Origin of the sequence: Corynebacterium flavescens (assembly GCF_008693105.1) — a bacterium.
Classification (GTDB): domain Bacteria; phylum Actinomycetota; class Actinomycetes; order Mycobacteriales; family Mycobacteriaceae; genus Corynebacterium; species Corynebacterium flavescens.
On the sequence record NZ_VXKK01000034.1, the window covers coordinates 39680 to 65309 of the forward strand.

22 protein-coding genes are annotated in these 25630 nt (G+C 60.2%); 14 read left to right on the plus strand and 8 right to left on the minus strand.

Features of this window, described 5'->3' with window-relative positions; genetic code table 11:
- Positions 1–22 precede the first annotated feature (22 nt).
- The 3 genes from F4V60_RS08765 (at position 23) to F4V60_RS08775 (ending at position 3624) form a co-directional block, all read left to right on the plus strand.
- Positions 23–1483, plus strand: coding sequence for a hemolysin family protein (locus F4V60_RS08765; RefSeq protein ID WP_075730233.1), 1461 nt, complete (start codon positions 23–25; stop codon positions 1481–1483).
- Positions 1483–2541 (plus strand): CNNM domain-containing protein, encoded by a 1059-nt coding sequence (locus F4V60_RS08770; protein WP_075730234.1) that lies wholly within the window; start codon positions 1483–1485, stop codon positions 2539–2541. Before F4V60_RS08765 ends, F4V60_RS08770 begins: the two co-directional genes overlap by 1 nt.
- A gap of 189 nt (positions 2542–2730) precedes the next feature.
- The gene (locus tag F4V60_RS08775) at positions 2731–3624 is read left to right on the plus strand and encodes a hypothetical protein (RefSeq protein ID WP_075730235.1); all 894 of its coding nucleotides are present in this window, start codon (positions 2731–2733) and stop codon (positions 3622–3624) included.
- A 204-nt stretch (positions 3625–3828) separates the two neighbouring features.
- Here the strand turns inward: F4V60_RS08775 and F4V60_RS08780 are convergent, their stop codons facing one another.
- The 3 genes from F4V60_RS08780 to F4V60_RS08790 all read right to left on the minus strand — a co-directional run bounded on the left by F4V60_RS08780 (position 3829) and on the right by F4V60_RS08790 (position 7756).
- Entirely contained in the window at positions 3829–4836 is a 1008-nt protein-coding gene (locus tag F4V60_RS08780) for an HNH endonuclease signature motif containing protein (RefSeq protein WP_075731252.1), read from the minus strand.
- A 216-nt stretch (positions 4837–5052) separates the two neighbouring features.
- Complete coding sequence (locus tag F4V60_RS08785; RefSeq protein ID WP_075730236.1) at positions 5053–5739, minus strand: hypothetical protein; 687 nt, start codon at positions 5737–5739, stop codon at positions 5053–5055.
- Between the two features lie 175 nt (positions 5740–5914).
- On the minus strand, positions 5915–7756 hold the full coding sequence (locus F4V60_RS08790; RefSeq protein ID WP_075730237.1) for an AMP-dependent synthetase/ligase: 1842 nt from the start codon (positions 7754–7756) through the stop codon (positions 5915–5917).
- Between the two features lie 143 nt (positions 7757–7899).
- On the opposite strand from F4V60_RS08790, the gene malQ reads away from it, so the two are divergent.
- A complete protein-coding gene (gene malQ / locus F4V60_RS08795) occupies positions 7900–10032 on the plus strand; it encodes a 4-alpha-glucanotransferase (RefSeq protein ID WP_174775554.1) in 2133 nt (710 codons plus the stop codon).
- Here the strand turns inward: malQ and F4V60_RS12540 are convergent.
- Both F4V60_RS12540 and F4V60_RS08800 read right to left on the minus strand, forming a co-directional pair.
- Positions 10029–10196 carry a hypothetical protein gene (locus F4V60_RS12540; RefSeq protein ID WP_170216865.1) on the minus strand — a complete coding sequence of 56 codons (168 nt, stop codon included), beginning with the start codon at positions 10194–10196 and terminating at the stop codon, positions 10029–10031. The two genes, malQ and F4V60_RS12540, sit on opposite strands and share 4 nt — an antisense overlap.
- Entirely contained in the window at positions 10189–10413 is a 225-nt protein-coding gene (locus tag F4V60_RS08800; RefSeq protein ID WP_075730239.1) for a hypothetical protein, read from the minus strand. The genes F4V60_RS12540 and F4V60_RS08800 overlap by 8 nt, the downstream gene beginning before the upstream one ends.
- 47 nt (positions 10414–10460) lie before the next feature.
- Here F4V60_RS08800 and F4V60_RS08805 point away from each other — a divergent pair, with 47 nt between their 5' ends.
- Positions 10461–11786, plus strand: coding sequence for a carboxylesterase family protein (locus tag F4V60_RS08805; RefSeq protein ID WP_075730240.1), 1326 nt, complete (start codon positions 10461–10463; stop codon positions 11784–11786).
- Here F4V60_RS08805 and idi read toward each other — a convergent pair.
- Positions 11770–12393 carry an isopentenyl-diphosphate Delta-isomerase gene (gene idi, locus F4V60_RS08810; RefSeq protein WP_084559180.1) on the minus strand — a complete coding sequence of 208 codons (624 nt, stop codon included), beginning with the start codon at positions 12391–12393 and terminating at the stop codon, positions 11770–11772. The genes F4V60_RS08805 and idi overlap by 17 nt on opposite strands.
- Positions 12390–12935 carry a hypothetical protein gene (locus F4V60_RS08815; RefSeq protein ID WP_232315913.1) on the minus strand — a complete coding sequence of 182 codons (546 nt, stop codon included), beginning with the start codon at positions 12933–12935 and terminating at the stop codon, positions 12390–12392. Before F4V60_RS08815 ends, idi begins: the two co-directional genes overlap by 4 nt.
- A gap of 201 nt (positions 12936–13136) precedes the next feature.
- Here F4V60_RS08815 and F4V60_RS08820 point away from each other — a divergent pair, with 201 nt between their 5' ends.
- The 9 genes from F4V60_RS08820 (at position 13137) to F4V60_RS08860 (ending at position 24894) form a co-directional block, all read left to right on the plus strand.
- Positions 13137–15026 carry an ABC transporter ATP-binding protein gene (locus F4V60_RS08820; RefSeq protein ID WP_075730241.1) on the plus strand — a complete coding sequence of 630 codons (1890 nt, stop codon included), beginning with the start codon at positions 13137–13139 and terminating at the stop codon, positions 15024–15026.
- A gap of 68 nt (positions 15027–15094) precedes the next feature.
- Positions 15095–16246, plus strand: coding sequence for a MalY/PatB family protein (locus F4V60_RS08825; protein ID WP_075730242.1), 1152 nt, complete (start codon positions 15095–15097; stop codon positions 16244–16246).
- A 270-nt stretch (positions 16247–16516) separates the two neighbouring features.
- A complete protein-coding gene (brnQ, locus tag F4V60_RS08830; RefSeq protein WP_075730243.1) occupies positions 16517–17917 on the plus strand; it encodes a branched-chain amino acid transport system II carrier protein in 1401 nt (466 codons plus the stop codon).
- 138 nt (positions 17918–18055) lie between these two features.
- Positions 18056–19075: an LLM class flavin-dependent oxidoreductase gene (locus F4V60_RS08835; protein WP_075730244.1), complete on the plus strand. Its 1020-nt coding sequence runs from the start codon at positions 18056–18058 to the stop codon at positions 19073–19075.
- A gap of 71 nt (positions 19076–19146) precedes the next feature.
- Positions 19147–20655, plus strand: coding sequence for an ABC transporter substrate-binding protein (locus F4V60_RS08840; RefSeq protein WP_075730245.1), 1509 nt, complete (start codon positions 19147–19149; stop codon positions 20653–20655).
- A complete protein-coding gene (locus tag F4V60_RS08845; RefSeq protein ID WP_075730246.1) occupies positions 20652–21596 on the plus strand; it encodes an ABC transporter permease in 945 nt (314 codons plus the stop codon). The genes F4V60_RS08840 and F4V60_RS08845 overlap by 4 nt, the downstream gene beginning before the upstream one ends.
- Positions 21593–22405 carry an ABC transporter permease gene (locus F4V60_RS08850; RefSeq protein WP_075730247.1) on the plus strand — a complete coding sequence of 271 codons (813 nt, stop codon included), beginning with the start codon at positions 21593–21595 and terminating at the stop codon, positions 22403–22405. Before F4V60_RS08845 ends, F4V60_RS08850 begins: the two co-directional genes overlap by 4 nt.
- Positions 22402–23838: an ATP-binding cassette domain-containing protein gene (locus F4V60_RS08855; RefSeq protein WP_075730248.1), complete on the plus strand. Its 1437-nt coding sequence runs from the start codon at positions 22402–22404 to the stop codon at positions 23836–23838. Before F4V60_RS08850 ends, F4V60_RS08855 begins: the two co-directional genes overlap by 4 nt.
- 105 nt (positions 23839–23943) lie before the next feature.
- On the plus strand, positions 23944–24894 hold the full coding sequence (locus F4V60_RS08860; protein ID WP_075730249.1) for a restriction endonuclease: 951 nt from the start codon (positions 23944–23946) through the stop codon (positions 24892–24894).
- A 247-nt stretch (positions 24895–25141) separates the two neighbouring features.
- Here F4V60_RS08860 and F4V60_RS12875 read toward each other — a convergent pair whose 3' ends face one another.
- Complete coding sequence (locus F4V60_RS12875) at positions 25142–25270, minus strand: hypothetical protein (protein WP_255312476.1); 129 nt, start codon at positions 25268–25270, stop codon at positions 25142–25144.
- Positions 25271–25630: the final 360 nt, after the last annotated feature.

Below are 25630 nucleotides of genomic sequence, written 5' to 3' on the forward strand. Positions count from 1 at the left end.
CAATTCAGGAGTGGGGTAAACGTTGATTTCTGCAATTCTAATGATTTTGGGCGGATTCTTAGTAATCGGCCTCATCATCGTAGCGAACGCTTATTTCGTGGCCCAAGAATTCTCATACATGTCCGTCGACCGCATGCAGCTACGCGCGCTTGCCGCGGAAGGGGATAAACGCGCCGCACGCGCGCTCAAGATTACGCACCAGACCTCTTTCATGCTCTCGGGAGCGCAGCTGGGCATCACGGTCACCGGCCTGCTCATAGGCTACATCGCCGAGCCCTTAGTTGGCCAAGGCTTGGGGATATTGCTCGGAGACGTGGGCATTCCCACCGGCGTATCAGTTGCGATTGGTACCGTATCGGCCCTGCTGATTTCCACGGTGGCCTCGATGCTTTTCGCCGAGCTCTTCCCCAAGAACTACACCATCGCCGCCCCAATGAAGACGGCACTGTGGCTCTCTACACCGACGATGTGGTACCTGCGCATCTTCGGCTGGCTCATTCACTTCTTCGAGTACTCGTCGAACGCGATTCTCAAGCTCTTCCGCATCGAACCGGTCGAGGACCTTGATTCCTCCGCTACGACCGATGACCTTGAGTCCATCGTCGACGCCTCCCACGAGGCCGGTGAGCTCGACGAGGATACGTACATGGTCTTGGACCGCCTGCTCGACTTCCCCGATCACGACGTCGAGCACGCCATGATTCCACGTTCGCGCGTGGATGTCATTGCGCCTGAGACCACCATCGGCGAGGTCCGCGAGATGATGTCCACAGAGCACACGCGCTACCCCGTCATCGATGACGAGCACAACCCCATCGGAGTCGTGCACCTCTTCGACGTGCTGCGCAACAAAAAGCCTGATGCCACGGCAGCCACCGAAATCATGCAAACGCCTCTCGTTGTCCCCGAACTTATGCCGCTTCCCGACGTCGTTGTTGAGTTGCGGGATGCCGGGGAAAAGATGGCTTGCGTCATCGATGAATACGGCGGCTTTGTTGGCATCGTCACCATGGAAGACCTCGCGGAGGAGATTCTGGGTGATGTTACCGACGAACACGACATCGAAGAGACCGAGGAAATCACCGAACAGGATGATTCCCACTGGATCGTCGACGGAGACACCCCCATCGACGAGATCGAGCGTGCTGTGGGCCATGACCTCCCCGACGGGGATTATGAGACCATCTCTGGTTTGCTCATCTCTGAATCCGGCGCGCTGCCGGAAGAAGGCGACGAATACAAGATTGCCCTCGAGGCAGAGCCGGAAGACTGGGTCGATGCCGACGAGGCACCGCACCGCTTCCTTCTCGCCCGGGTCAAGGAAGTTGACCGCCATGTCCCATCTTCCCTCTCCCTCGAATTGGTTGAGGAGTATCCGGACGGGCATACCAGCGATGACGATGATGCGGCCCAAGGCCGCAATCATGACAGTCATCACAGCGCTGATGCTGATGCCGATGCAAGCAAGGAGGCGGACAAGTAATGACCGATACCTGGTGGTTTAACCTTCTAGTTACCATAGCTATCATCGCCGCCTCTGGCTTCTTTGTCATCATCGAGTTCTCCATGATGAGTGCCCGTCGCAACCGCCTTGAGGCGACGGCAGAAACCTCTCGCGCCTCGCGTGCTGGCCTACGCTCACTCAATGAGCTGACCATCATGCTCGCTGGTGCCCAGCTGGGCATCACCGCGGCTACCTTCATCCTCGGTGCTGTGACCAAGCCTTGGGTACACCACCTGCTGATGCACCCACTCGAATTGCTGGGCCTGCCCTTGGGCGTGGCCGACGTCGTCAGCTTCATTCTGGCCTTGTTCATCGTCACCTTCTTGCACCTGGTTATCGGTGAGATGGCGCCGAAGTCCTGGGCTATCACGCACCCGGAAACGGCTCTGCAAATCATTGCTATCCCCGCCCGCGGATTCATCTGGATCTTCCGCCCGCTGCTCAGCTGGATTAACCACATGTCCAATAAGCTGGTCATCTTGGCTGGTGAGGAACCCGTCAACCGTGCTGGTGCCGCCGGCTACGACGCGGAGACCCTGCGCACCCTCGTGGAGCACTCGCGCGAACTGGGAACAATGGATGATGCCTCAGCCAGCCAGATCACCGGCGTCATTGAGATGGAGGCGGCAACGGCCGGCGCGCTCGCCCGCGAGCACGGCTCCGAAGTCGTTCCCCTCTCCCCCGATGCCACCGTCGCGGACCTGCAGAAGCTTGTCGTCCAGAAGAACGTCATGCGCATCTTGGTTCTCCCCAAGGACTCGCGCGAGCCGCGCATGGTGCACGTGCGCGACACCCTCTTGGCGGATCCGGCCACCCCGGTGCTGGAGTTCTCTCGCCCCGCCTTGAGCGTTTCTCCCTCACTGACCGTGCAAAAGACGCTGGACCACATGCGCGCACGCAATGAGCAGCTCGTCGTCGTTGGCAAGGCTGACAAGGATAGCGCCGTGTGGATTCTGACTTGGAATGACATCATGGGCCAGCTGTGGCCGCAGATTACCGAGCAGCTTGACCAGGCTTCCCCCGGGGCCCAGCAATAAGCACTAACTCTCCTCCCCTGCCTCCGGTTCCCGCCCTCTAGCGGAAACCCTGGTTAGAGAGAACGCACTGTGGATAACGCGGTGCGGCATCATCGACACTTGTCATTAACACGATGCCGGCGCCGAGTTATCCACAGTTTTCGTTTTCGCCCTCGAATACTCAGCGCCCCGTGGCCTTAGCTAGTGGACATGACTACCGCCCACAACCATTGCTCACTCATCACGGTGCACAAGGGAACCGCGAAATTTCCCACTTCCTTTGAGACCTCCGACTCTAAAACCCTGCTGAAACTGGCACCGCGGATGGCTGTTGCCCCTCACGTTTACGCTGCCCTTTCCTCCTCGGAGCGGATGCGCTTGCGCGCCCTAGCCGCCGCCCGCAGCAGCTACACCGCCGTGCTTATATCCAAGTCTGCGGCTCGCGTCCACGGTCTGTGGGTTATTCCACGTCCTCGCGAGGAGATCGAATTAGCCCTGCCTGGCACCAATCTTCCCAGTAGGTCCCGCTGGAAGAAGGGCTGGAGGTATCGCAAGACCGTCCTGCTGTCTTGCGAACAGATACAGGGAGCTAGATGCGTCAGCCCCGCCCGCGCCGTGGTGGATATAGCGCGCTTTCACGGCTTGGTGGACGGGCTCGTTGCCGCCGAGTCGGCCCTGCGCGCGGGCATAGAACGCCAGGAGCTCGCACAAGAAATCACGGCACTTGGCCGGGTAAAGAATGCTCGGATTGCGCGGGCAGTCATTGATGCTGCCGCAGATAACTCCCGTAGCCCGTTGCAATCACTGTGCCGCGCCCTCATTCTCGCCGCAGGTATCCCCTGCACCATGCGCATGCACCCGAGCACTGAGGAACACGTGCTCTTGTGCCTGAACAACTGGCTCTATGTTGTCGTTGATGAGCAGAAGAAGACTCCAGCTAATATTCAAACACGGGGAAGAAAACACCAGACTCTTCGCATCAGATCTGAGGAGCTCATTGCGCATCCCGAGCGAGTGGTCCGTGCCATCGAACAAGCCCTGTTCCAGACGAATAGACCCCGCAGCCTACGCACAGGCGAGCGGGGCAGTTTTCCAGCCGGGTAGCCAGAGTTAAGTCCAGAAAGGGCCTTTAAGGGCTCTTCTGGGTTTTAGAGTGCGTGGTGGGAGTGGCGGGCAAAAAGCGGGTCCCTTGGCGGCATTTTCCTCGATAATCTCCACCGCACAGTCACAGTCTTGACCATTGTCGGTGCTTGCCCGCCGGGGTATGTTTTGGGGTGCTGGAATTCGCCGTTAGGTTCCTGTGTGGCCCTAACGGCTAGTGTGTGGGGGCTGCCAGACTATTGTCCCGCCTTGGCGGGTAAGGCGCCCGCGCCGTGGTGGCGCATTCGGATCATCCTCATTAACCCCGTTGTGATAACTACACAAGGTCACCAGGTTGGCAACGTTAGTCTCCCCACCATGACTCCACGGCGTGAGATGGTGAAACTGCCCCCGCTCTGCCGGGATGCTACAGCCCGGCCACGCACACGTGGGATGCTCTGCTGCCAGCATCGTGCGCTGCTTTAACGAGGCAAAGCGATCAAAGCGGTACAAGTCCACCGGCCCGTGTGTACGGCTGATGATCGTGATAAGACCCTCGTTGGCACAGGCGCGTTCCACAAGTTGCGCACCGGTGATAACAGTCCCACTGGTGGTGCGTATCATCACATCACCACCCTCGCGGCGTACAAGCTTCCCGTAGTCCTCCAACCGGAGGACTGCCATGGTCGTCACACGAGTACGCCCAGCCGGGGCCCCGTCTGCCTTGCCGAGCATGCGGGCTATAAAACTTTCCCCTGGTCGATTGTGGTCAATAGTCCGGAAAGCATCCGCCATATCCAACCCATTACCGGTCACAGTCAAGGTAGCCAGCCCGTTGGGATGCTGGCGCAACATCGCGCGCTCGCAATACGTGCGGGGAACACGCATCTCACGCAGCCGGCGCCTGGCTACCGCAGTAACCTGCTCGCTGGGCGTGGCGCATAGCTCTACGCGCAGGTTCCACGCCGCCAGGCGCCCTTGAACGCGGCGGGTAAAAGACTCGATCTGGTGCAGGGTGCTCAGGGCGTGCCCGTTGCGCCTGGCCGCATTAACGGCTAAGCGTTGCTTGCCGGTATAGGGTGTGGGGCCGAAGTAGATGGCGTGCAGGCCTATCAGCTCGGCGGCATCCTGCGCGCTAGCCCCCATCTTCTCAAGGTCCGGGGCAGAAAGCCCCGAGCACTCGGCAACGAGGTCAACACCTCGGCCGAGTTGTGCGAAATACTCCTGCAAGCCCATGACCGCCACGCTAAGACACCGCCCACCGCCGCGACAATCCCCAACCCGCACCCAGTAAGGAAACTGTGGATAACCCACCCGCACCGCCCCGGTTATCCACAGCCGGGCCGCCTAGCCAGAATTAGGCAGTGCGGGAGCAAGGCCATCCGGCCTATCCTGAAGGATTGGGCCCATGCGGAATCAAAATCAACGCACTCTAAAACCAGAAGATCACCTTTAAGCAGTGGCGTCGGCCTGGCGGGCAGCTTCTTTCTTTGCGGCAACGCGTGCCACAATCTCGGCGATGCGAGCGCGCTCGTCGAGGAAAGAAGGCGGATTATTTCCCCGCATGGTGCGTACGTACGCTGGGTGCGCTTCGACCACGCTGTGGCGCCAAGCCTGCACGGCGATGAGCACCGATTGGCCCGCGCGGTTGTAAAGGTGCGGAAGCGAGACCATGTCAAGATTGCGGGCAACAGCCTCTGTCTGTGCGAGGACGTACTCAACCATTTCGCGCAGGTAATCGGCTACTCCCGCGGTGCGTGCACGCAGGGCTGCTGCCAGCTCATGGACAATGACAGGCGGCCCTGAGATGGGGAACCTGGCTTCCAGCGCCCTAGCGCTCAGCTGCTTGGGCTCCTCTAAGGAGTTATCAGCAGACGCGGCGGCGGAGATGGTTCCGCCGCGCACGCCGGAGACCAGCGCTTGGCGCAGACCAATGAGCTCGCCTACGCAGCGACCCGAGTCTACCCGGGCATCGTCGACGATATCTCCCAGCTCAGCTAGGCAATCGAGTGCCAGCTCGTCATCCCAGTCCTCGATGGCTTCGATGAGATGCTCGATGTACTCGACTACCTCATCACCGATGTTATAAATCTCTTGAGTCAGCTCGCGGTGGCGCAGCTCAGCGGCAATTTTATGCATGGAATTTCAGGCCGCTCCTTTCCGCAAACTTGCAAATAACCTCTAGTAGAGGTTGAGACTTAACATGACGAGTGCTGACTCTATTCGAGATTCTAAACGGAGTCTGCGCGACACTCCGAAGAAACTCACAGACTAGTTTCAGCACTCTCCAGCCACGTGGGCCGAGGCCCCTAAACTACCCCTTCTTGGAGTAGATATGGTTGATCGCATCCGCGTAGCGCTGGGCCACAATATAGCGCTTGACCTTCATGGTCGGCGTGAGCTCGTTATCTTCCTCAGTGAGGTCAGCCTCGAGGATGAAGAACTTCTTGATTGCCTCAGCATGGGAAACGGTGGAGTTGACTTGGTTAATCGCATCCTGAATTTCCGCGCGCAGTGTCGGATCCGTGGCTAGTTCCCGCATCGAACGGTTCGCGGGAATATTATGCTCGAGCTTCCACCGGTTCATCGCCTCCTCATCGAGGGTCAACAGCAGGCCCACGAAGGGCTTTCCGTCCCCGACAACCATGGCCTGGGAGATGAGCGGGTGGGCGCGCAGCATATCCTCCATGGGACCGGGAGAGACGTTCTTGCCACCAGCAGTGACGATGAGGTCCTTCTTACGGCCAGTGATGATGATCTTTCCGGAATCAAGGATCTCACCCAGATCGCCGGTGTTGTACCAACCGTCGTGCAAAGACTCCTCGGTTGCCTCTGGGTTATTCCAATAACCGGCAAAGACGATGTCACCCTTGATGAGCACCTCACCATCATCATTGACGCGGATGGTGGTGCCCCCTAGCGGAGTGCCGACGGAACCGATGAGTTGGTTCTCAAAGTCAACGGCTGCGGCGGCAGCCACCTCGGTAAGGCCGTAGCCCTCATAGACCGTCACACCCAGCCCACGGAACCAGTGCAGGAGATCTGGGCTCATGGCTGAGCCACCCGTGATGCAGTACTTCACCTCGCCGCCCATGGCGTTGCGGATTTGGGAATAGACCAGCTTGTCAAAGATGCGGTGCTTAGCTTTCAGGAAACGGTCTGGACCGCCTTCCTTGTCGAGCGCCTTGGAGTATTCAATGGCAACCTTTTCTGCCTGATCGAAGGTGGCGCCCTTGAACGCTCCGCCTTGGTGCGCCTTCGCAGCCGCACCGTTGCGCACTTTCTCAAATACGCGCGGAACCCCCAGGATGAGGTTAGGCCGCGAGCGCGCGAATTCGATGGAAATGGTGCTGAAGTCCGACCAGTGGTTTTGGGATGCGCCACCAATGGCCACAGCCAAAGAAACTGCACGGGAGAGCACGTGCGCCAGAGGGAGGAAGGTCAACACGTGGGAGCCAGGCACGGCAATCGCCCCAATGGGATTGGTGAGAAGACCTAGCACCTCCGCCAGCCAGTTGCGGTGGGTAAGGATGCAGCCCTTAGGGCGGCCGGTAGTTCCGGAGGTATAGACCAACGAGGCCAGGTCATCCGTCTTGGTATCCGCGATGCGCTTTTCGACGGTCGCGTCCTCGACGCCGCGCCCCTCGAACTTCAGGGTATCGATGGCCGAAGAGTTTATCTCCAGCAAGCGTCGCAGCTTCGAGGGCGAATCCTTAATATTGGGTTGCCCATCAGAATGCAGAACCAAGTGGCCAACTAGCTCGGAATGCTCACGCGTTTCCGTAATAGCAAGCACAGCGCCAGAGTCCTCGGTGATCCACTGAATCTGCGATAGCGAGGAGGAAGGATAGACCGGGACGGACACCGCACCGGCTGCCCAGATGGCGTAGTCTAAAAGGGACCACTCATAGCGAGTCGAAGAAAGCAGGATGACGCGATCCCCCTGCTCAACGCCTGCGGCAATCAAACCCTTTGCCACTGCGTAGACCTCCTCCACAAACTGCTTCGAGGTGACGTTTACCCACTCGTAATTGGCGGGGCGGGTAAACATCACCCCGTGGGGACGAGCTTTCGCAGTGGCGAGCATGCGGGTCAGGCAGGTATCGCCCTCTTCGATTTCAAACTCGGCGGGAGTATGAACTTCTTGCAGCGTCATAGTGTTGGAGTCCTTTCGCACGGCAGAGACACATCAAAACAAAGCCTAGAAAACAGCTAAGAAACAGCTCCGAGACATCTTTTGTCCACACTACCAACCAATAGCGGCGCACGCGCCGCTGGACCGTGGCAGAATTAGGCGTCGTGAGGAACCGTGAATTGCTCGAAGAGCTTGCACAACGCTACGGCGTCGCCAGCTCCTATATGTCTCAGGCCGGCTACGAGGTAACCGTCAGCGAGGAAACCGTTGTCTACACTCTGCGGGCCTTGGGCGTGGAAATCTCCGAGGACCCCGATGCGCAGGAGCTGACTGGCCTGCTTTATGGGGAATATCTTGCACGCGCCTCCCGTCCGTTGCCCTCCTGCGTGGTTGCCCCGCAAGGCGAGGAGCGTTCTTTCCCAGTGCATGTCCACGACGGGGACCCGGCAGAAGTCCACATCGAGTTAGAGGGCGGCGGGACGCGCGAGGTATACCAAGACCCCAATGATGCGCCAGCCGCTGACGTCGCCGGGCAAGCGTGGGGCGAGGCCTCTTTCCACCTTCCTGGCGATCTGCCGCTAGGGTACCACCGCATCATCCTTCACTCGCCGGGCTGCGCGCCGGAGCCCGCAGGTCTAAGCTGCCCCCTTATCATCACCCCGTCCCGGTTGAATACCGCCGATCCCTATGTGGAAACGCCCGCAGCCGGCGTGATGGCACAGCTTTATTCGCTGCGCTCTGAATCCTCCTGGGGCATCGGCGACTTCGCGGACTTGGCCCAGGTGGCAGAAAAGCTGGCCAAGGATGCGGACTACTTGCTTATCAATCCGCTGCATGCCGCCGAGCCTTTTCCGCCGATCGAGGACTCACCGTACCTGCCCACTACCCGGCGCTTCATCAACCCTATCTACTTGCACATCGAGGACGTACCTGAGCTCGCATTGCTGAGCCAGGAGTTGCAGGAAGATGTCGCAGAGCTCGCCGAAGAGTTCCGTGCACGCAATCGCAGTGCCGAGGAAATCGATCGCAACACCATCTTTGAAGCCAAGCTGCAGGTGTTGCGAGAGCTCTTCACGCTGAAGTCATCGCCGGAACGCGAAGCGGCTTTCGTCAGCTATGCCCGCGAGCAGGGTCGCGGATTGCGAGACTTTGCTACGTGGTGCGCCGAGCGCGAGCTGGAGAACCTTTCCGGTTATCGCCACGCACAAAACGAGGACTTTGAGGAGATCATCCGTTTCTATTCCTGGCTGCAGTTCTTGTGTGATGAACAGCTTGCCGTGGCACAGCGCAGGGCCCGCGAAGCGGGAATGCGCATCGGCCTCATCACCGATCTCGCAGTCGGCGTACACCCCGGAGGCGCAGATGCGAGCAATCTGGCAGACTATCTCGCGCCCCAGTGCTCGGTAGGCGCTCCCCCGGATGACTACAACCAACTCGGACAGGACTGGTCGCAACCACCGTGGCATCCTGTGCGTTTGGCCGAGGCCGGATACGAGCCTTGGCGCGAGATGCTCGACACGGTGCTCCGCAACTCCGGTGGCGTGCGCGTGGACCACATTCTTGGCCTCTTCCGCCTGTTTTGGATTCCACGCATGTCTTCGCCGCAACTGGGCACCTACGTCTCCTATGACTGGGAGGCCATGCTGGGAGTCTTGAGCTTGGAGGCGCAACGCGCCGGCGCCGTGTTGATCGGTGAAGACCTCGGCACCGTGGAGCCGTGGGTCCGCCGCGTCCTCTCTGAACGAGGAGTACTTGGCACCTCGATCGTGTGGTTTGAGCGCGCTGAGGACAACGAGACCCCCCTGCCCCCGCAGGAGTACCGCCAGCTCTCGCTGGCCTCAGTGGGCACGCATGATCTCCCGCCCACGCTAGCTTATCTTCGAGGCGATCACATCGCGCTTCGTGCAAGGCTGGGTTTGCTCACTCGCTCGGTCGCCGAGGAGGAAGCCGAGGACTCCCAATGGCAGGCCCGCGTATTCGGAGCCGTTGCCTCTGCGGGAATCGCACTTCCCAGCCACGATGGCGCGGACAATGATCTCGCCCGAGAGGAAGAACTTGTAGTGGCTCTACACGAGTTCATTGCTGGGAGTGCTGCCGTGCTGACCTGCACCAGCCTGGTGGATATGGTGGGAGATGTCCGCGCACAGAACCAGCCTGGAACCACCCGGGATCTCTACCCCAACTGGTGTATCCCACTGTGCGATAGCGCAGGAGTTCCCGTCCTCATCGAGGACTTGGACTCGCTAGAGATGTTCCGCCGGATGGCGCGAGCCTCCAGCCGCCACACCGCAGGCTAGAAGAAGATCCCCAGCGCCGCGACCACGATGATCAACACGATCATCGCCCACAGCGTGAGGCTCACACGCGATTTGGGGAGCGCTCGCTTACGCGGGCGCTGTTTGCGCTCTGGGTCCCAAAGGCCTTCCCGTGGGTCGGAGGGTTCCTGCTGGGGATTAGACATGGTTTTCTACCTTAGTGCTGGAGCCTTCTGAGGCTTTCTTGGGGTGGACTTTTCCGCCGAGAAAACCCGCCACTCGGTCCACCACCCACATCACTACCCAGGCCGCCACGACCATGATCGGCACGACAACGACGAGCAGCACCAGCATCTGAACCCAGATGGGGGCCTGCACGAGCGCCTGTGAGAGAGTGCTGCCGATATCGCCTAACCAATCCATGGGCTTTAATCCTAGTACGCCAACCAGCCCGGGGTAATCTAGCTACCATGCCGAGCTCGCACCACTTTTCGCCAGACCCCTCCCCGGATACCGCCGGATCTTCAACCCTGCCTACAGTGACGGTGGCCTCCCCTTCTGGGCAGATCACCGGCACGACCAAGGCCGGCATCAATTACTTTCATTCCCTCTCGTATTCCTCGATACCGGGTGACTTCCGCCCCGCCGAGAAGATGAGCGCTCCCGTCGATCAAGATGCTCGCACGCCGCGTCCAGATGCGGTCGCACTCAGCGTCGTTGCCCCCGCCCGCGCCCGTGACGTCCCCGTCATTGTCTACATCCACGGTGGCCGCTTCGAAAGCGGCTCCCACGAGGATCCGCGTGCAGATGGCAGCGCTAACGCTCGGGCTGGCTTCGTCCACGTTTCGCTGGGATACCGGGTAGGCCTGGCCGGGTTTGCCCGCTTCTTGGGAGATGAGCCACATCGCTATCGCGGGATCGATGACTGCCAACTGGCCCTAGAGTGGGTGCAGAAAAACATCGAGGCCTTTGGTGGGGATCCCACCAATGTCACTCTGGTGGGACAATCCGCCGGGGCAGCCGCCGCGCTGTGGCTTGCCCGGCGTGACCACTATCGCGGGGCTTTCCGGAGGGTGCTCGCCCTCTCGCCGTGCTTTCCGCGTCAGAGCTATGACAAGCGCAAGCCCGCGCTGCGCGGCGCTCTCAAACAGCCCATCAGCCGCAAGTCACTCGCTGCCATGAGCAAGCAGCGCCTCGACCGCGGCTACGCCCGATTCCGCAAGAAATTCAACTACGACATGGCACTTGGTCCTTATCCGCTCGATTGCGCGGAGCTGGCGGATATACCGATTGTCGTCACCTCCACTCGCGAGGAGTTTTATGGCGTGCCCTCCGGGCAAAAGGCGGATCGATCGATCTTCCGGCGTCTCATCGTGAACTCGCTGGCGCGTAAGTTTGGCTTTCCGCCCAATTCCTTGCGCGGTTGGTACCAAGTGGCCGAAAGCCTCGATAGCAAGCACGTCATTGGCCGCATGATCGGTGACGCCACCATTCGTCGCTGGGTGGCTCAGGTGGCGGAGCAAGCCCCTGGCCCGACCTGGATGATTGAGTTCCAGCGCGAAGGCAGGCCGGCACTACATTGCGATGAACTGCGGTTCCTCTTTAACGTACATTCTTCCGCGGCGGCGGCACGCCTCAATGGCTGGCTGCACACCTTCGCCCGGGATGGAGAAACCGGTTTCGAGGCATACCGCCCTGAACACTCTATTTGGACATTTAACCTTGACACCGGGAAAGCCCGCATCACTCACGGCGGCTTGGACTATATCTCGGCTGCTTTTAGTGATCCGGAATAAGGGCTGCCCGCAGCTCGGGGTGCGCTAGCTCTTCTATCATCCACTGACTAAAGGCGAAGGGGGCAGCCTTGGCGGCTTCGATTAGCTCCCGAGCACCCACCCAGGCTAAAGAGTCAACTTCCTGCGGGTTGAACTGCGGATCGGGGCCGGTGAGTTCGACGACGTAGACGGGACAGATCTCGTATTCGACAATGCCCGAGGAATCGACAGCGCGATAGGAAAAATCTGGCAGGACTAGGCGCGGCGCGCTTAGACTCGTGGGCTCGATTCCCAGCTCGAAGGCGGCACGGCGTATCACCGCGGCTCTGGTTTCTTCTCCGGGTCCGGGGTGCCCGCAAAAGCTATTCGTCCACACCCCTGGCCAGGTGAGCTTGGACAAAGCGCGGCGAGTGAGCAACACCTTTCCGTCTCGGATGACCCAGGCGGAGAAGGCAAAGTGCAAAGGCGTAGTTGTGCTGTGTACGCTCGCTTTGTCCGCGGTGCCTATGGCGCGTCCATCCGGCGAGGCGAGGACGACTAGTTCAGGCGCGAAACCTGCAGGCTGCCCAGCATTCGCTGAGTTTGGATGTGTCGCCGGTCCGTCTGGGCCCTCTGAGTTATCCGTCATAGATTAAGCTCTCCAACCCAAGTGACGTTTCCTATGTGCAGACGGGAGTTCCAGAGATTGGCTGGAGCTACATCGAAGCGGTACTGCAAGTTGGCTGCGGCACCGGCGCCTAGCGGCTCATCGAGCCCTGGTGCGGCGACATCCGCGTTGGCTACCGGATCATAAGGAAGCAGGCTGACCTTGCTCCACCCGCCGTTACCATTTGCACGCTCGAGGGTGGGCTCTTTGATGGCATCGACGGGAAGCGGCACATCGTTCTTGTTGTGCACCTTGATGGTAATGACCGAGCCACGCACGCTATCGGAGTAGATCTTCTGCAGCTCCCACTGCACGCCTAAGCCCTCGTCATCGACGGGGGCTCCCAAGTCAGAGGTGATCTCCTTGTCATCGACGTCTTGAGCCTCAAAGGAGGGGGGCTCAGAGCTGGAGACAACGATGTCCTCTCCCAGCCCGGAGGGCTCGGGCTTGAGGATGGCGCAGCCGGTAGCGGCGAAGGCGAGAAGGGCCACGAGGCCCGCGCAAGTTTTTCGGGGGATGTACACCGTGCGAGATTCCTTCGAGGTTTCGGGCGAGATCTGTTCTGCCCAGCTACTCTAGTCCACGGGATGCGCCGAGCCAGCATCCCGTGGGGTGATGTTGGCTTAATGTCGGGCGGGGGTGGCATACTGGTGCGTTGCTATAGGGCAACTGCCCCAGAGTTTTAATGTACGCCCTCCATTGCAGAAAAGAGTCACTTCTTTCCCGTGAATTCAATTCTTCGCATCGCCCGCAGCGCCTCTGCGCTGTGGCCTTTCTATCTCGGGGTACTCATCACCGCAACGTTGAGTGCCGTGCTCGCGCTCATCTCGCCGTTTATGATCCGGGAAGCTACCGACACCATTGTCTCTGCGCTGGGCGGAGAAAGCCCAGCATCACAAGCACTGAGCACTGTCTTGCTGCTGGCCTTCTTACTCTTTGTGGCCGATGCGGCAGGCTCCCTGTTCAGCAACGTCGGCGGTTATATCGGTGACGTGATGGTCTCGCGCCTGCGCCAGATCCTGTCCACCCGCTACTTTGCCAAGTTACTTTCGGTTCCGCAGGCCTATTACGACAACCAGGTCACCGGCACCATCATCGCGCGCCTCGATCGCTCGATTTCCAATATCACCCAGTTTGTCCAGTCCTTTTCCAATAACTTCTTCACCATGATCATCCAGGCCGTGGCGGTGCTGGTCATCACGGCCTTCTACTACTGGCCACTCGCCGTACTATTGGCTGCGCTCTTCCCTCTTTATATGTGGCTCACCGCGCTGACCTCGCGGCGTTGGCAGAAATATGAGAAGGAAAAGAACCAACATATTGACCTGGCTAATGGGCGCTTTGCCGAGGTTATCGGCCAAGTAAAGGTGGCCAAGTCCTTCGTCTCCGAGGTACGCGAGCTCAGTGCTTTTGGCAAGCATTACCGCAAGATCGTCGATACCACGAAGCCTCAATCACGCTGGTGGCATTCCATGGATACCGCCCGCGGGGCGGCCATGGCACTAATTTTCCTGTGCATCTACGCCCTGATCTTTTGGCGCACCCTCGAGGGCCACTTCAGCATCGGGGACATGGTCATGCTCTTGCAGTTGGTGACCATGGCCAAGCAGCCAGTATTCATGATGAGCTGGATCGTCGATTCCGCGCAGCGTGCCGTCGCCGGCTCCCGCGACTACTTCACCGTCATGGAGGAAAAGCCCGAACCCACGGCCAACCGCGGTCTCATCGAGGCCACCCGGGCTTCCGACGTCCCCGTCCTCGATCTCACTCCGGTACCCCCGCTCGAGCCCAGACCCGGGGCACCTGTCATCGACTTCGACCACGTCTCCTTTTCCTATGAGGAGGGCAAGCCGGTCATCGAGGATGTCACGTTCACCGTCGAGGAGGGCCACAAGGTCGCCTTGGTGGGGGAATCCGGGGGCGGAAAATCAACTTTGGTTAATCTCTTGCTCGGCCTGTATCACCCCAGCCACGGGCACCTACGCGTGCTCGGCAACGAGGTCGACGATCTCAGCGCCGCCCGCCTGCGTTCTTCCGTCGGCGTGGTCTTCCAAGAGTCCTACCTGTTTTCGGGCACGATCCGGGAAAACATCGCCTATGGCAAGCCGGGGGCCAGCGATGAGGAGATAGTCGCCATCGCCAAGCGGGCGAACGCCGACTCCTTCATCCGTGCCTTCCCCGAGGGATATGACACCATCATTGGTGAGCGCGGGCTCAAGCTCTCTGGCGGGCAGAAACAGCGGGTCTCCGTCGCGCGCGCGATGCTCAAAGACGCACCCATTCTGGTTCTGGATGAGGCCACCTCGGCGCTGGACACCAAGTCCGAGCGCGCGGTGCAGGCCGGGCTCGACGAGCTGATGAAGAACCGCACCACCCTCATCATTGCCCACCGACTCTCCACCATTGCTGATGTCGACACCATCATCACCCTCGACGAGGGAAGGATTGCGGAAATCGGATCACCCGCCGATCTCGCGCGCTCCGGCGGCATCTATGCCGAACTGCTCAGGCTTACGCAATCTGCTTCCGCGGCCGACCGTCAACGCCTGAAGCGCTACGGCTTTGTCACGCCGGGACATGAAGAAGCCGCGGAGCATGAAGAAGCAGCGCAGTAGCTGGGAGTACATATAAGCCGCAGAAAATAACGCTTTCTTCACGGGCGCGGCGCGCTAGGGTTGTGAGCATGAATTCTCCCAGCTTTCCCAGCTTTCCCAGCATTACAGAACTGAAGGCCCGCGGCACACGTAAATGGACTACATACCCAGAGGACGTGTTGCCCCTGTGGATCGCCGAGTCCGACTTCTCCACCGCCGCCCCCGTCAAGGAGGCAATGCGCGCCGCCGTCGCGAAAGAGAATTTTGGCTATACCCCGGCCGCGCAGGCCTCCGGACTGAGTGAGGCCGTGGCTGAGTTCTACGAAAGCCGCTATGGCTGGCGCCCGGATCCGCAGTCCGTATTCTGGATCGGCGACGTCGTGCGCGGAGTGCTCCTGGGGGTGGAGTACTTCACCCGCCCTGGCTCTCCTGTGATTGTGCCCGTGCCCTCCTACCCTCCGCTCCTAGAGCTTCCCGAGGTGGCCGGGCGCGAGCGCATTGACGTTTCCTCGGACTTCGATCTGGAGGAAATCGAGGAAGCCTTCCGCCGTGGCGCCGGCTCTATCTTGCTTTCTAATCCTTATAACCCCCTGGGTCTGGTGCTTGAGAGGCAGTTCTTGAGCGCGTTGGTGGAGCTTGCGCAGAAGTACGATGCACGCATCATCTCAGATGAAATTCACGCACCCTTGGTTTACGAGGGCACCCATATCCCTGTCGCCTCCTTGGGCGAGGTCGCAGCACGACGCACCTTCACCGTCACCGCTACTTCCAAGGCATGGAATACTGCCGGATTGAAGTGCGCACAGATCATTTTGTCCAACCCAGAAGACGTCACTGTGTGGAAAGGACTGACCGGTGTAGCTAAGGACGGTACTGGAACCCTGGGCGTTATCGCCGCCGAGGCTGCCTATCGCGAAGGCGGAGAGTTTCTCGAAGAGGAGCTCGCCTATCTGAAGGAAACGCGAGATTGGTTGGTATCTGAGCTTCCCCGGCGTGTCCCAGGACTCAAGACTTCCCACCCTCAAGCCACCTACCTCATGTGGCTGGATTTCCGTGACACCGCCATCGGCGAGGACCCTCACCCGGCTACGTGGCTGCTGCGCAATGCCAAGGTCGCCTTGAATGAAGGAACAGCCTTCGGCTCAGGAGGAGCAGGACATGCCCGCCTCAACTTCGCCACCTCCCGGGAGATCTTGGAAGGGGCTTGCGATCGCATCGAGGCGGCTTTTCGCGCGCTTTAGCTAGCTTCTCACCCAGAGCTTTTCTATAGACCAATAGTTTGTCCAAGTAGGCGCCTAACCTTGATTTTCCGGCACGGGCGCCTTTTAGCGCTTCCACACCCCCGTGGCCTTTGCTTTCCTATGGTTGACTAGTTATTGTCTCTCTGTACGAAATGTCATCTCAGGCCATATACCCCATACACCTTTTGAGCTAGGTTTCTCTCTTCTCAAGGCTACTCAGATCGTGGACTGTCTCTCATGGCTACTGTTGGATTTGTGAAAGGGCCGGCTATGGCTACAACAACTAATGCGGCGCCACCCAAGCGCGCCATCACCATTATCATCGCATCACTGATGCTGTTTTCCATGTTCTTTGGCGCGGGAAACCTCATCTTCCCGCCCATGGTGGGCGCATCTTCCGGCACCAACTTCTGGCCAGCTATCTTGGGCTTCCTCGCGGCCGGCGTGATTCTGCCGGCCCTCGCCGTCGTGGCGGTGGCCATTTCCGGTCAGTCCGTGCGCGATATCGGCAACCACGGTGGCAAGATCTTCGGGGTTGTATTCTCCGTCATTGCTTACCTGGCCATCGGCGCATTCTATGCACTGCCCCGAACGGGTGCGGTGTCCATGGAAACCGCCATCACTCCACTCCTGGGTTGGGAAGGAGCATTTCCCAACGCGGCCTATAACCTGGTCTTCTTCGGCATCACCCTGTTGCTGTCGTGGCGACCGAACTCCATCATCGACATCCTGGGCCGTTTCTTGACCCCGGCGTTGGTGATCCTGCTTATCGCGCTCATCACCCTGGCAGCCTTTGCCAACCCGCGCAGCCCCGGCGCCCCCACGGAGGACTACGTCTCCTCCCCCATGGTCACCGGGCTCTTCGAGGGCTATAACACCATGGATGCCATCGCCGGTCTGGCATTTTCCATCGTCATCGTCTCTTCGCTGCGTGCCAAGGGCTTTAGTGACAAGAGGCACCGTGTCAACGGAACCATCACGGCCGCCGTCATTGCCGGTTCCATCCTTGCGCTCATCTACTTGGGTCTGGCCTGGATCGCACAGACCATGCCCGATAACCAGTCCTACGAGTCCGGCACCTACCTGCTTGCCGACGCCGCCAATGCCACCATGGGCACCATCGGCCAATCCGTGTTCTCCGCCATCGTCATCCTGGCCTGCCTGACCACCTCCGTGGGCCTGGTTACCTCGACCTCGGAGTTCTTCTCCTTGCTGGTTCCCAAGCTCAACTACCACTTCTGGGCCGTGCTCTTTAGCGTCGTGTCTTTCGCTTTGGCCGTTCAGGGGCTCGACACCGTCTTGTCCATTGCGGTTCCCTTCATCACCTTCCTCTACCCGCCGGCAATTGCCCTCATCTTCCTGGCCCTGATACAACCGCTGGTCAAGAAGGCCGTTGTCTTCTACTGGGGCTACCGCCTGGCCCTGTGGATGTCGGTGCTGTGGTCCGCCCTCACTGTCATCTCCGATCAGGGCTGGGGCACGAGCTTCCTCTCCCCCATCCTGGAGCTCTCTCCGGGCCAGGATGTCGGCCTGGGCTGGTTCACCCCCGCCCTCATCTGCTGCATCATCGGTGTCGTTATCGACGTCGTGACCAAGGCCGGCGAAAAACACGAGGCTGCCAAGCTCGAAAGCGCACAGGAGGACCTTCCGGCGCAGGCTACCGCGCAGTAGCCCCTCCTAGAGGCTCTCACCACGGGACCTCTCACTCCCCACCCCGGAATAGAAAAACACGCGTAGCGTTGTCACCGAGAAGAAAACAATGAGCTCGATGAAACTTGCTTCACACACCCGTGGAAAGGCTTGAGGACTGTGACTGAACACGCACACCTTTCAATCTTGGACTTTTGCACTATTTATGAGGGGGAGACCGCCGGGCAGTCCATGCAACGCTCGGTAGAAATGGCCCAGCTCGCAGAGGAGCTGGGCTTTTCCAGGATGTGGTACACCGAGCACCACAATATGCCGACTATTACCTCCTCCTCCCCCGCGGTTCTCATCTCCCACATCGGGGCTAAGACCTCCTCCATTCGGCTGGGCTCTGGTGGGGTGATGCTGCCCAACCACGCGCCCTACCTCGTGGCAGAGCAGTTTGGCACCTTGGCCGAGCTTTATCCCGACCGCATCGATCTGGGGCTAGGCCGCGCGCCTGGCACGGATATGCACACTTTGGGCCGCGCCCTGCGCCGCGATTCCCATGCCGCCGAGCGCTTCCCCGAGGACGTCAAGGAGCTTAGGGGCTATCTCGCTGGCAAGTCCCTCATCCCCGGCGTGCAGGCCATCCCGGGCGCCAATACCAACGTGCCGATCTACATCCTGGGCTCCTCCCTCTTCGGGGCCTCCTTGGCGGCCAAGCTCGGATTGCCTTATGCATTTGCATCTCACTTCGCCCCGCAGCACCTAGAGCAAGCAACCTCCCATTACCGCACGCATTTCCAGCCCTCCGAGAGCCTCTCTGCGCCCTATGTCATCGCCGGCGTCAACGTCACAGCTGCCGATACCACGGAGGCTGCCGCCGCCGAGTTCGACCGCGTGGGATTGCGGCGCGTGAAGTCCTTTGCTGGGCGCGGGAAGAACTTCAGCGATAGCCAGATTAAGCAGATTCGGGACTCCTATCAGGGCCAGCAGATCCTCGACATGCTGAAGTACTCCGCGGTGGGTACTGCATCCGAGGTCCGCGATTATCTGGAGGACTTCCAGCGCCTAGCCCAGGCCGATGAGCTGATGATCTCCCTGCAGTCCACCACGCACGATGAGGTGCTTTCCTCAATGAAGATTCTTGCCTCGGCATGGGCGCTTGACCCTGCTCACGTGGCCGGCGCGCCGGCTTAGAATTCACCCCCGTTAAGGCGGTTACACCCGTCCGTTTCCCCCCGGCCACCCCCACCGTCTAACCTGCTTCCATGAATAGAACTCGGGTCGCACGGGCGGTCACCGCGCTGGCCACGGCCGCGTGCCTCAGCGGATGCTCAGCGGGACACACCGCGGTCAAGGAAGCAAAGGGAGACACCGCTGCCGTCACCGTGGCCACCACGGCTGCGGCGACTTCCCTCGACTTCACCAACGTCGGCGGCGCGGCCATCCCTGCCGCCTTGATGAATAACGTCTATGAAACGCTGGTGCGCATCGATCCCGCCAGCGGAGACATCATCCCCGGCCTCGCGCAATCCTGGGACCTCAACGACGATGCCACCGAATACATCTTCCACCTGCGCCCGGGCGTCACCTTCAGCAACGGGGACGAGTTCACGGCTGACACCGCCGCCTTTTCCATCGACTACGTCAAGGAATCCTGGACCAACGCGATCTCCGCGCAGATGAAGCCAGTGGCCTCAGCAGTCGCGTTAGACAAGCACACGCTCAAGGTCACGGTTTCCGCACGCTCCAACGGCTGGCTGTGGTCCATGGGCACGGCCACTGGGGCCATGATGACCCCCAACGGGGTGGATAAACTCGCCTCCGCGCCTGTAGGCACAGGCCCCTTCCAGGTCGAGTCCTTTGCCCCCGGCGAATACCTGGCACTAGCAGTGCGCCCTGATTACTGGGGTACGCCAGCTGCCCAAGACGTCACCATTCAATACTTCCCGGACACCATCTCCTCCGTCAACGCGCTTAAGGCCGGCGGCATCGATGTGGTGTGGGCCGTCCAGAACCCAGAACTCCTCGATAACCTGGGAGCCGGAATCACCACCATGCGTGGCACCACCAACGGCGAGCTTTTGCTTTCGATGAATAACCAGGCCGCGCCTTTTGACGATCCCCGCGTGCGCCGCGCCGTGGCCTATGGGATTGACCGCAACGCGGCGAACCAAGTCCTCTGGGATGGAATGGCCAAAGACACCGGCGGTGCGCCCGTGTCCCCCACCGATCCCTGGTTCAAGGGCGACGAGTACTACCCCTACGATCCAGAGCGCGCTCGCGCCCTCATGGAGGAGGCCGGCGCGGTAGGCACGCAGCTGCGCATCACTACGCCCACCCTGCCCTATGCTCAGACGCTTTCCGAGCTGCTCTACTCGCAGCTGCGCGCCATCGGCTTTGACGTGAAGCTAGAATCCGCCGAGTTCCCCGCGCTCTGGTTAGGCCAAGTGATGGGCGCCAAGGACTACCAGATGTCACTGGTGGCCCACGTCGAGCCGCGGGATATCACCACGCTTTTTGGTAATCCCTCCTACTACCTCGGCTATGACTCCGAGAAGACTCGGGAATACTTCGCCACCGCCGATGCTGCACAGCCCGCGGACTACGCTCCCCTGATGGAGCAGGCCGTGGATAACATCATGGCTGATGCGGGTGCCTATACCCTGATGAATATGCCCAATATCGTGCTCACGCGCGAGGGGGTGTCGGGGCTTAAACCCGATATGGTCACCGACGGCATCGACCTCCACGAGCTGAAAAAGGAGCAGGCATGAGAACACCTTCTTCGTGGGGCAGCTCCCTCGCGCGCTTCCTGCTGAGCTTCTGGCTGGCCTCTGTCATCATCTTCGTGCTCATGCGCGCAGTGCCGGGCAACCCGGCGCGCGTGAGCCTCGGCGTCAACGCCACCGACGAGGCCGTCGCTGAGCTCTCCACCCAGCTGGGGCTGGACCGCCCCCTGCTGGCACAGTATTTCGAGTGGTTCGGTGGATTCTTGCGCGGAGACTTCGGCGTCTCGCTAGCCTCCCAACAAGACATCACCCCCTTGGTGTGGGATCGCGTTCAGGTCTCTCTCATCCTTATCGTCGCCGCAATGGTGCTGGCGCTGGCAGTGGCAATCCCCGCCGGCATGTGGCTGGCACAGCGCCCCAATGCCTTCGTTTCCGGTATCACGCAACTGGGCATCGCGGTCCCCAGCTTCCTCGTCGGTATCCTGCTTGTCGCCATCTTCGCCGTGCGCCTAGGGTGGCTTCCTGCCAATGGCTGGGTCCCGCCCAACCAGGGCTTCGGGCAGTTCCTCGCGCACTTGGTGCTACCTGTGGTCTCCCTCGCCCTTGTACAAGGTGCGATGCTCACCCGCTATGTGCGCTCGGCGATAGTCGATGTCATGAACCAGGACTACATCCGCACCGCCCGTGCTCTGGGCCAGTCACGGCGCGAGGCCTTACTGCGCTATGGGCTGCGCAACGCCTCCCTGCCCGTGCTCACCGTCATCGGGGTACAGCTAACCACCTTGGTCATTGGCGCGGTGGTCATCGAATCGGTCTTCGTCATCCCGGGGCTGGGCAGCATGCTCTTGCAGGCAGTCTCGGTCCGCGATCTCACGACGGTGCAGACGCTTGTCATGCTGCTCGTGGCCTTTACCCTGCTCCTCAACCTCCTCACGGACGTGGCATATCGCCTCGTCGACCCACGCTTGAAGGCGGCACAGCGATGAATCAATTACGTTTTGGCTCCATCCTCGTCGGCCTCACCGTCGCGGTGGCGGTCCTATCCCTCGTGTGGACCCCCTATGATCCCAACCTGGCCCAGCCGGCGGTACGCCTGGCTGATCCTTCCCTTCACCATGTGCTGGGCACCGACCGCTTCGGCCGCGACATTGCCTCTCGCATCATGGCAGGGGCCCAGATTACCGTCTTAGTCAGCCTCGTCGCAGTATTCATCGCCGCCCTCATCGGCGTGCCGCTCGGCGTGTGGGCCGGCATGAAGCGCGGTCGCTTCATTGACCACGTCATCATGCGCGGCTCAGACCTCCTGCTGGCCTTTCCCGCACTGCTGCTGGCGATTATCGCCGGCGCTATCTGGGGGCCATCTTCCATCACGGCGATGATAGCCATCGGCGTGGCCGGCATCCCAGCTTTCGCGCGCGTAGCCCGCTCCGGAACCTTCCAGGCCATCACCCAGGACTATATCGCCGCCGCGCGTGTCTCCCGCATTCCGGAATGGCGCATCGCGCTGCGCCACGTGGCCCCCAATATCGCGGGCCTCGTCATCGTCCAGGCCACTATCTTTGCCGCACTGGCCATCCTTGCTGAGGCCGGTCTGTCCTACCTGGGCTTGGGCGCCACACCTCCCACCGCCTCGTGGGGCCGCATGCTCCAGGATGCCCAATCGCTTCTGGGCAGCGATCCGCTCCAGGCGCTGTGGCCTGGCTTGGCCATCGCGGGCGCGGTCCTTGGCTGCAACCTGCTGGGCGATGCCCTGCGTGACTTTAGCGATCCTCGCCTCAAAGGAGATAAGAAATGAGCCTGCTCCACGTCCAGGATTTACGCATCGGCGGGCTCCTCGGCCCCTTAAGCTTCGATCTGGCACCCGGGGACAACCTCGGGATCATCGGTGAATCCGGTTCGGGCAAGTCCCTGACGGCTCTGTCCATCATGGGCCTGCTCCCCCCGCAGTTGCGTGCGCAGGGCTCCATTGCGCTTGAGGAGCGCGAGCTCATCGGCTTGCCGGATCGCCGGGTACGCCCGCTGCGCGGCAGTGAGATGGCCATGGTCTTCCAGGAGCCTATGAGTGCGCTCGATCCGCTGATGCGGGTGGGCAAGCAGCTCGAGCTGGCCGGAAGCAACGACAGAGCGGCCAGCCTACGCGAGGTCGGCTTGGATCCCGCACTGTCCCCACGCTATCCCCACGAGCTCTCCGGCGGACAGCGCCAACGCGTCCTCATCGCGATGGCCATGGCACGCTCCCCGAAGCTGCTCATCTGCGACGAGCCCACCACGGCGCTCGACGCCACGACTGAACAAGAGATCCTCGATCTCATCGCCTCCCTCGCCGCGCAGAAGGGCACCGCGGTGCTTTTTATCACCCACGATTTGAGCGTCATCGCGCGGATGTGCTCGCGCGTGCTTGTCCTGCGCCAGGGGCAACTCATCGAGTCGGGGTCTACCTCCGAGGTACTCGATAACCCGCAGCAGGATTACACCGCCCAGCTTATCGCCGCCTCGCGCCCCGCTGCCCCCGCTGCGCCTCGCCCGGTGGGGGATCCTCTGGTTGAACTAGACGGCGTCGCCAAGCACTTCGGCACCACCCACGCGCTTGACGATGTCACCTTCACCCTGCGCCGCGGCGAACGCCTAGGCATTGTTGGCGGCTCTGGCTCGGGCAAGACCACCACCCTCAAGCTCATTGCCGGCCTGGATGAGCCGACCTCCGGCACCATCTCGGTGGAGGGACGCGTGCAGGTGGTTTTCCAGGATCCGCAGGGCTCGCTGGATCCGCGCCTGCCCATCTGGAAGACCATCGCCGAGGGCATCCCGAATACGGGCAAGAAACTCACAAGCGATAGGGCCAAGGTTTCGCGTCTGCTGGAGGAGGTTGGCCTGCCTGCCGATAGCCTCGACCGCTTCCCCCACGAGTTCTCCGGGGGCCAGCGCCAGCGCATCTCTATCGCCCGCGCCATCATCGGCGAACCCGATATCCTCTTGGCCGACGAGGCAGTCTCCGCCCTTGACGTCCTAGTGCGCGCGCAAGTACTCGCCCTACTCGACCGCCTAGTGGAGAACCACGGCCTGAGCCTCATCTTCATCTCCCACGACCTGGCCGTGGTGCAGCAGGTATGCAGTAGTGTTCTCGTCATCAACAACGGCACCATTGTCGAGCGCGGTAACACCGCCGACATCCTCGGTGACCCGCAGCATCCCTATACGCAAAAGCTCGTGGCGGCGCGGCAGGGTTAGTAACCCTCCACGACTGCGAGCCCCAGTCGCGCGTGCACGTTGCGGCGTTTCAGCCTCTTGCCCCCTGAAAGCTGCCAGCTGACACGACAAGAAATAATAAACTCTATGTCGCCCGAGAAGAACTCAGCATCCTTCACTGATCAGGGAATTCCAACACACCAGGAACTAGTGATACCCGCTCTCCAAGCAGTCGCTAGCCTAGGAGGTTCGGCTGAGTCAGGTGAGATTGTTGACTATGTCATCGAGCACTACCCGAACTCGGAGTCACTTCTAGAGATCACATACCCTAAGCGGCCAAGTGTTGCGGTTCTCCCCGAGCGCGTCGCTTGGGCCCGTTCAATGGCAAAGCTAATTGGAGCCTTGGAGCAACCGACAAGGGGCATGTATCTGATTACGAAACTGGGCGAAGGTCTACTTCAATTACCAGAAGAAAAGGCATTAGAGAAAGTCCGCGACCTGGATCGAGATTACTACCGTCAACAACGACAAAGGAAGCTCAGTGATTCGGCGCAGAACTCTTCACGCCAGATAGAGGATTCTCAGCCTTCGGCCGAGGTGTTAGCCGATACAGAATCAGACAAAGATGCGACTGGGTCAGAATGGAAGGCTCAACTCCTCGACCGACTTCATCGACTTAGCCCTGAGGGCTTTGAAAAGTTTGTGCTCTATCTCTTACGTCGCTATGGTCTCCAGCTCACCCATATGGGCGGAAGTGGTGATGAGGGTATCGACGGGATCGGCACAACGCCATTGAGTCCCGTGCTATCTTCGCGTGTTGCCGTTCAAGTAAAACGGTATGCCCCACAAGGTAAGCCGATTGGGCGCGAAACGGTCGCTTTGTTTCAAAGAGACGCACAAACTAAAGGCGCAGAACGCGCGATTCTGGTGACACTGAGTAGATTCACCGAGGCCGCGCGCAAAGCAGCTAATGCCGCCTCTCCGACTGTTGATCTGATTAACGGTGACCGCCTAGCAGAATTAATTCGAGACGATGGCGAATCCGGAGTTACTCTCCAACCCACAGTCAGCGAGACATGGTTCGAGCGCTTCGATTAACTATCCGGCTTTGTGAGAGCCCTTCATATGTTTAAAAGACTGACATATTGAAGAAACGTGTCGCTTTTCGCTCCACATTCGACATATCACTCATAAAGCTGCGGATGCCTTCGATTCCTCAAGGAGTGCGGAAGCTCTAGGAGCGCGCATCCTCTCTGTGGATTAAAAGGATTCAGGGCTCAGCAAACGAAGTGCTAATCCCCTTGTTATGACTAGTTGAGGCTCCAGATCTTTTTATGGCACCGCTCTAGCTGGCGAATACCCCGAACAAGAGGCCTTGGTTCAGCAGGTGTTCCTCGCGATACTCAAAGACCTCGAAAGCCTCCACCAACTCGCTGAGGTTGGTGGAGTTCTCGTCGAAATTAGGCAGCTGCATACTTGGGTACCCTACCTTCACGTGGACAATAGAACGGGAGCAGAATGCCCCATCTTTTCCTGATAATAGCTCACAAATGTGTAATTATCCTCTTTCTACCTCTCGTATCACGCCCACTTGATAGGCCTTCCATTCCTCAATAGGCAGCCTCGGATAAGTTGTGCATCCCCGCCAGCTACTGGACAATGGTTGTAATTGTCTAAAAGCTGCCGCGCCGAAGGCGGCAGCAGGTTGGTTGCGTCCAATAGTGTGGTGTACAGCTACCGCCTGGTGAACCCCCCCTTGCCGACCAGCAAGGAGACCACCGCGGTACCTTTCGACTCAGCTCCTACACATCCTCGAAAGGACACCAACGATGGC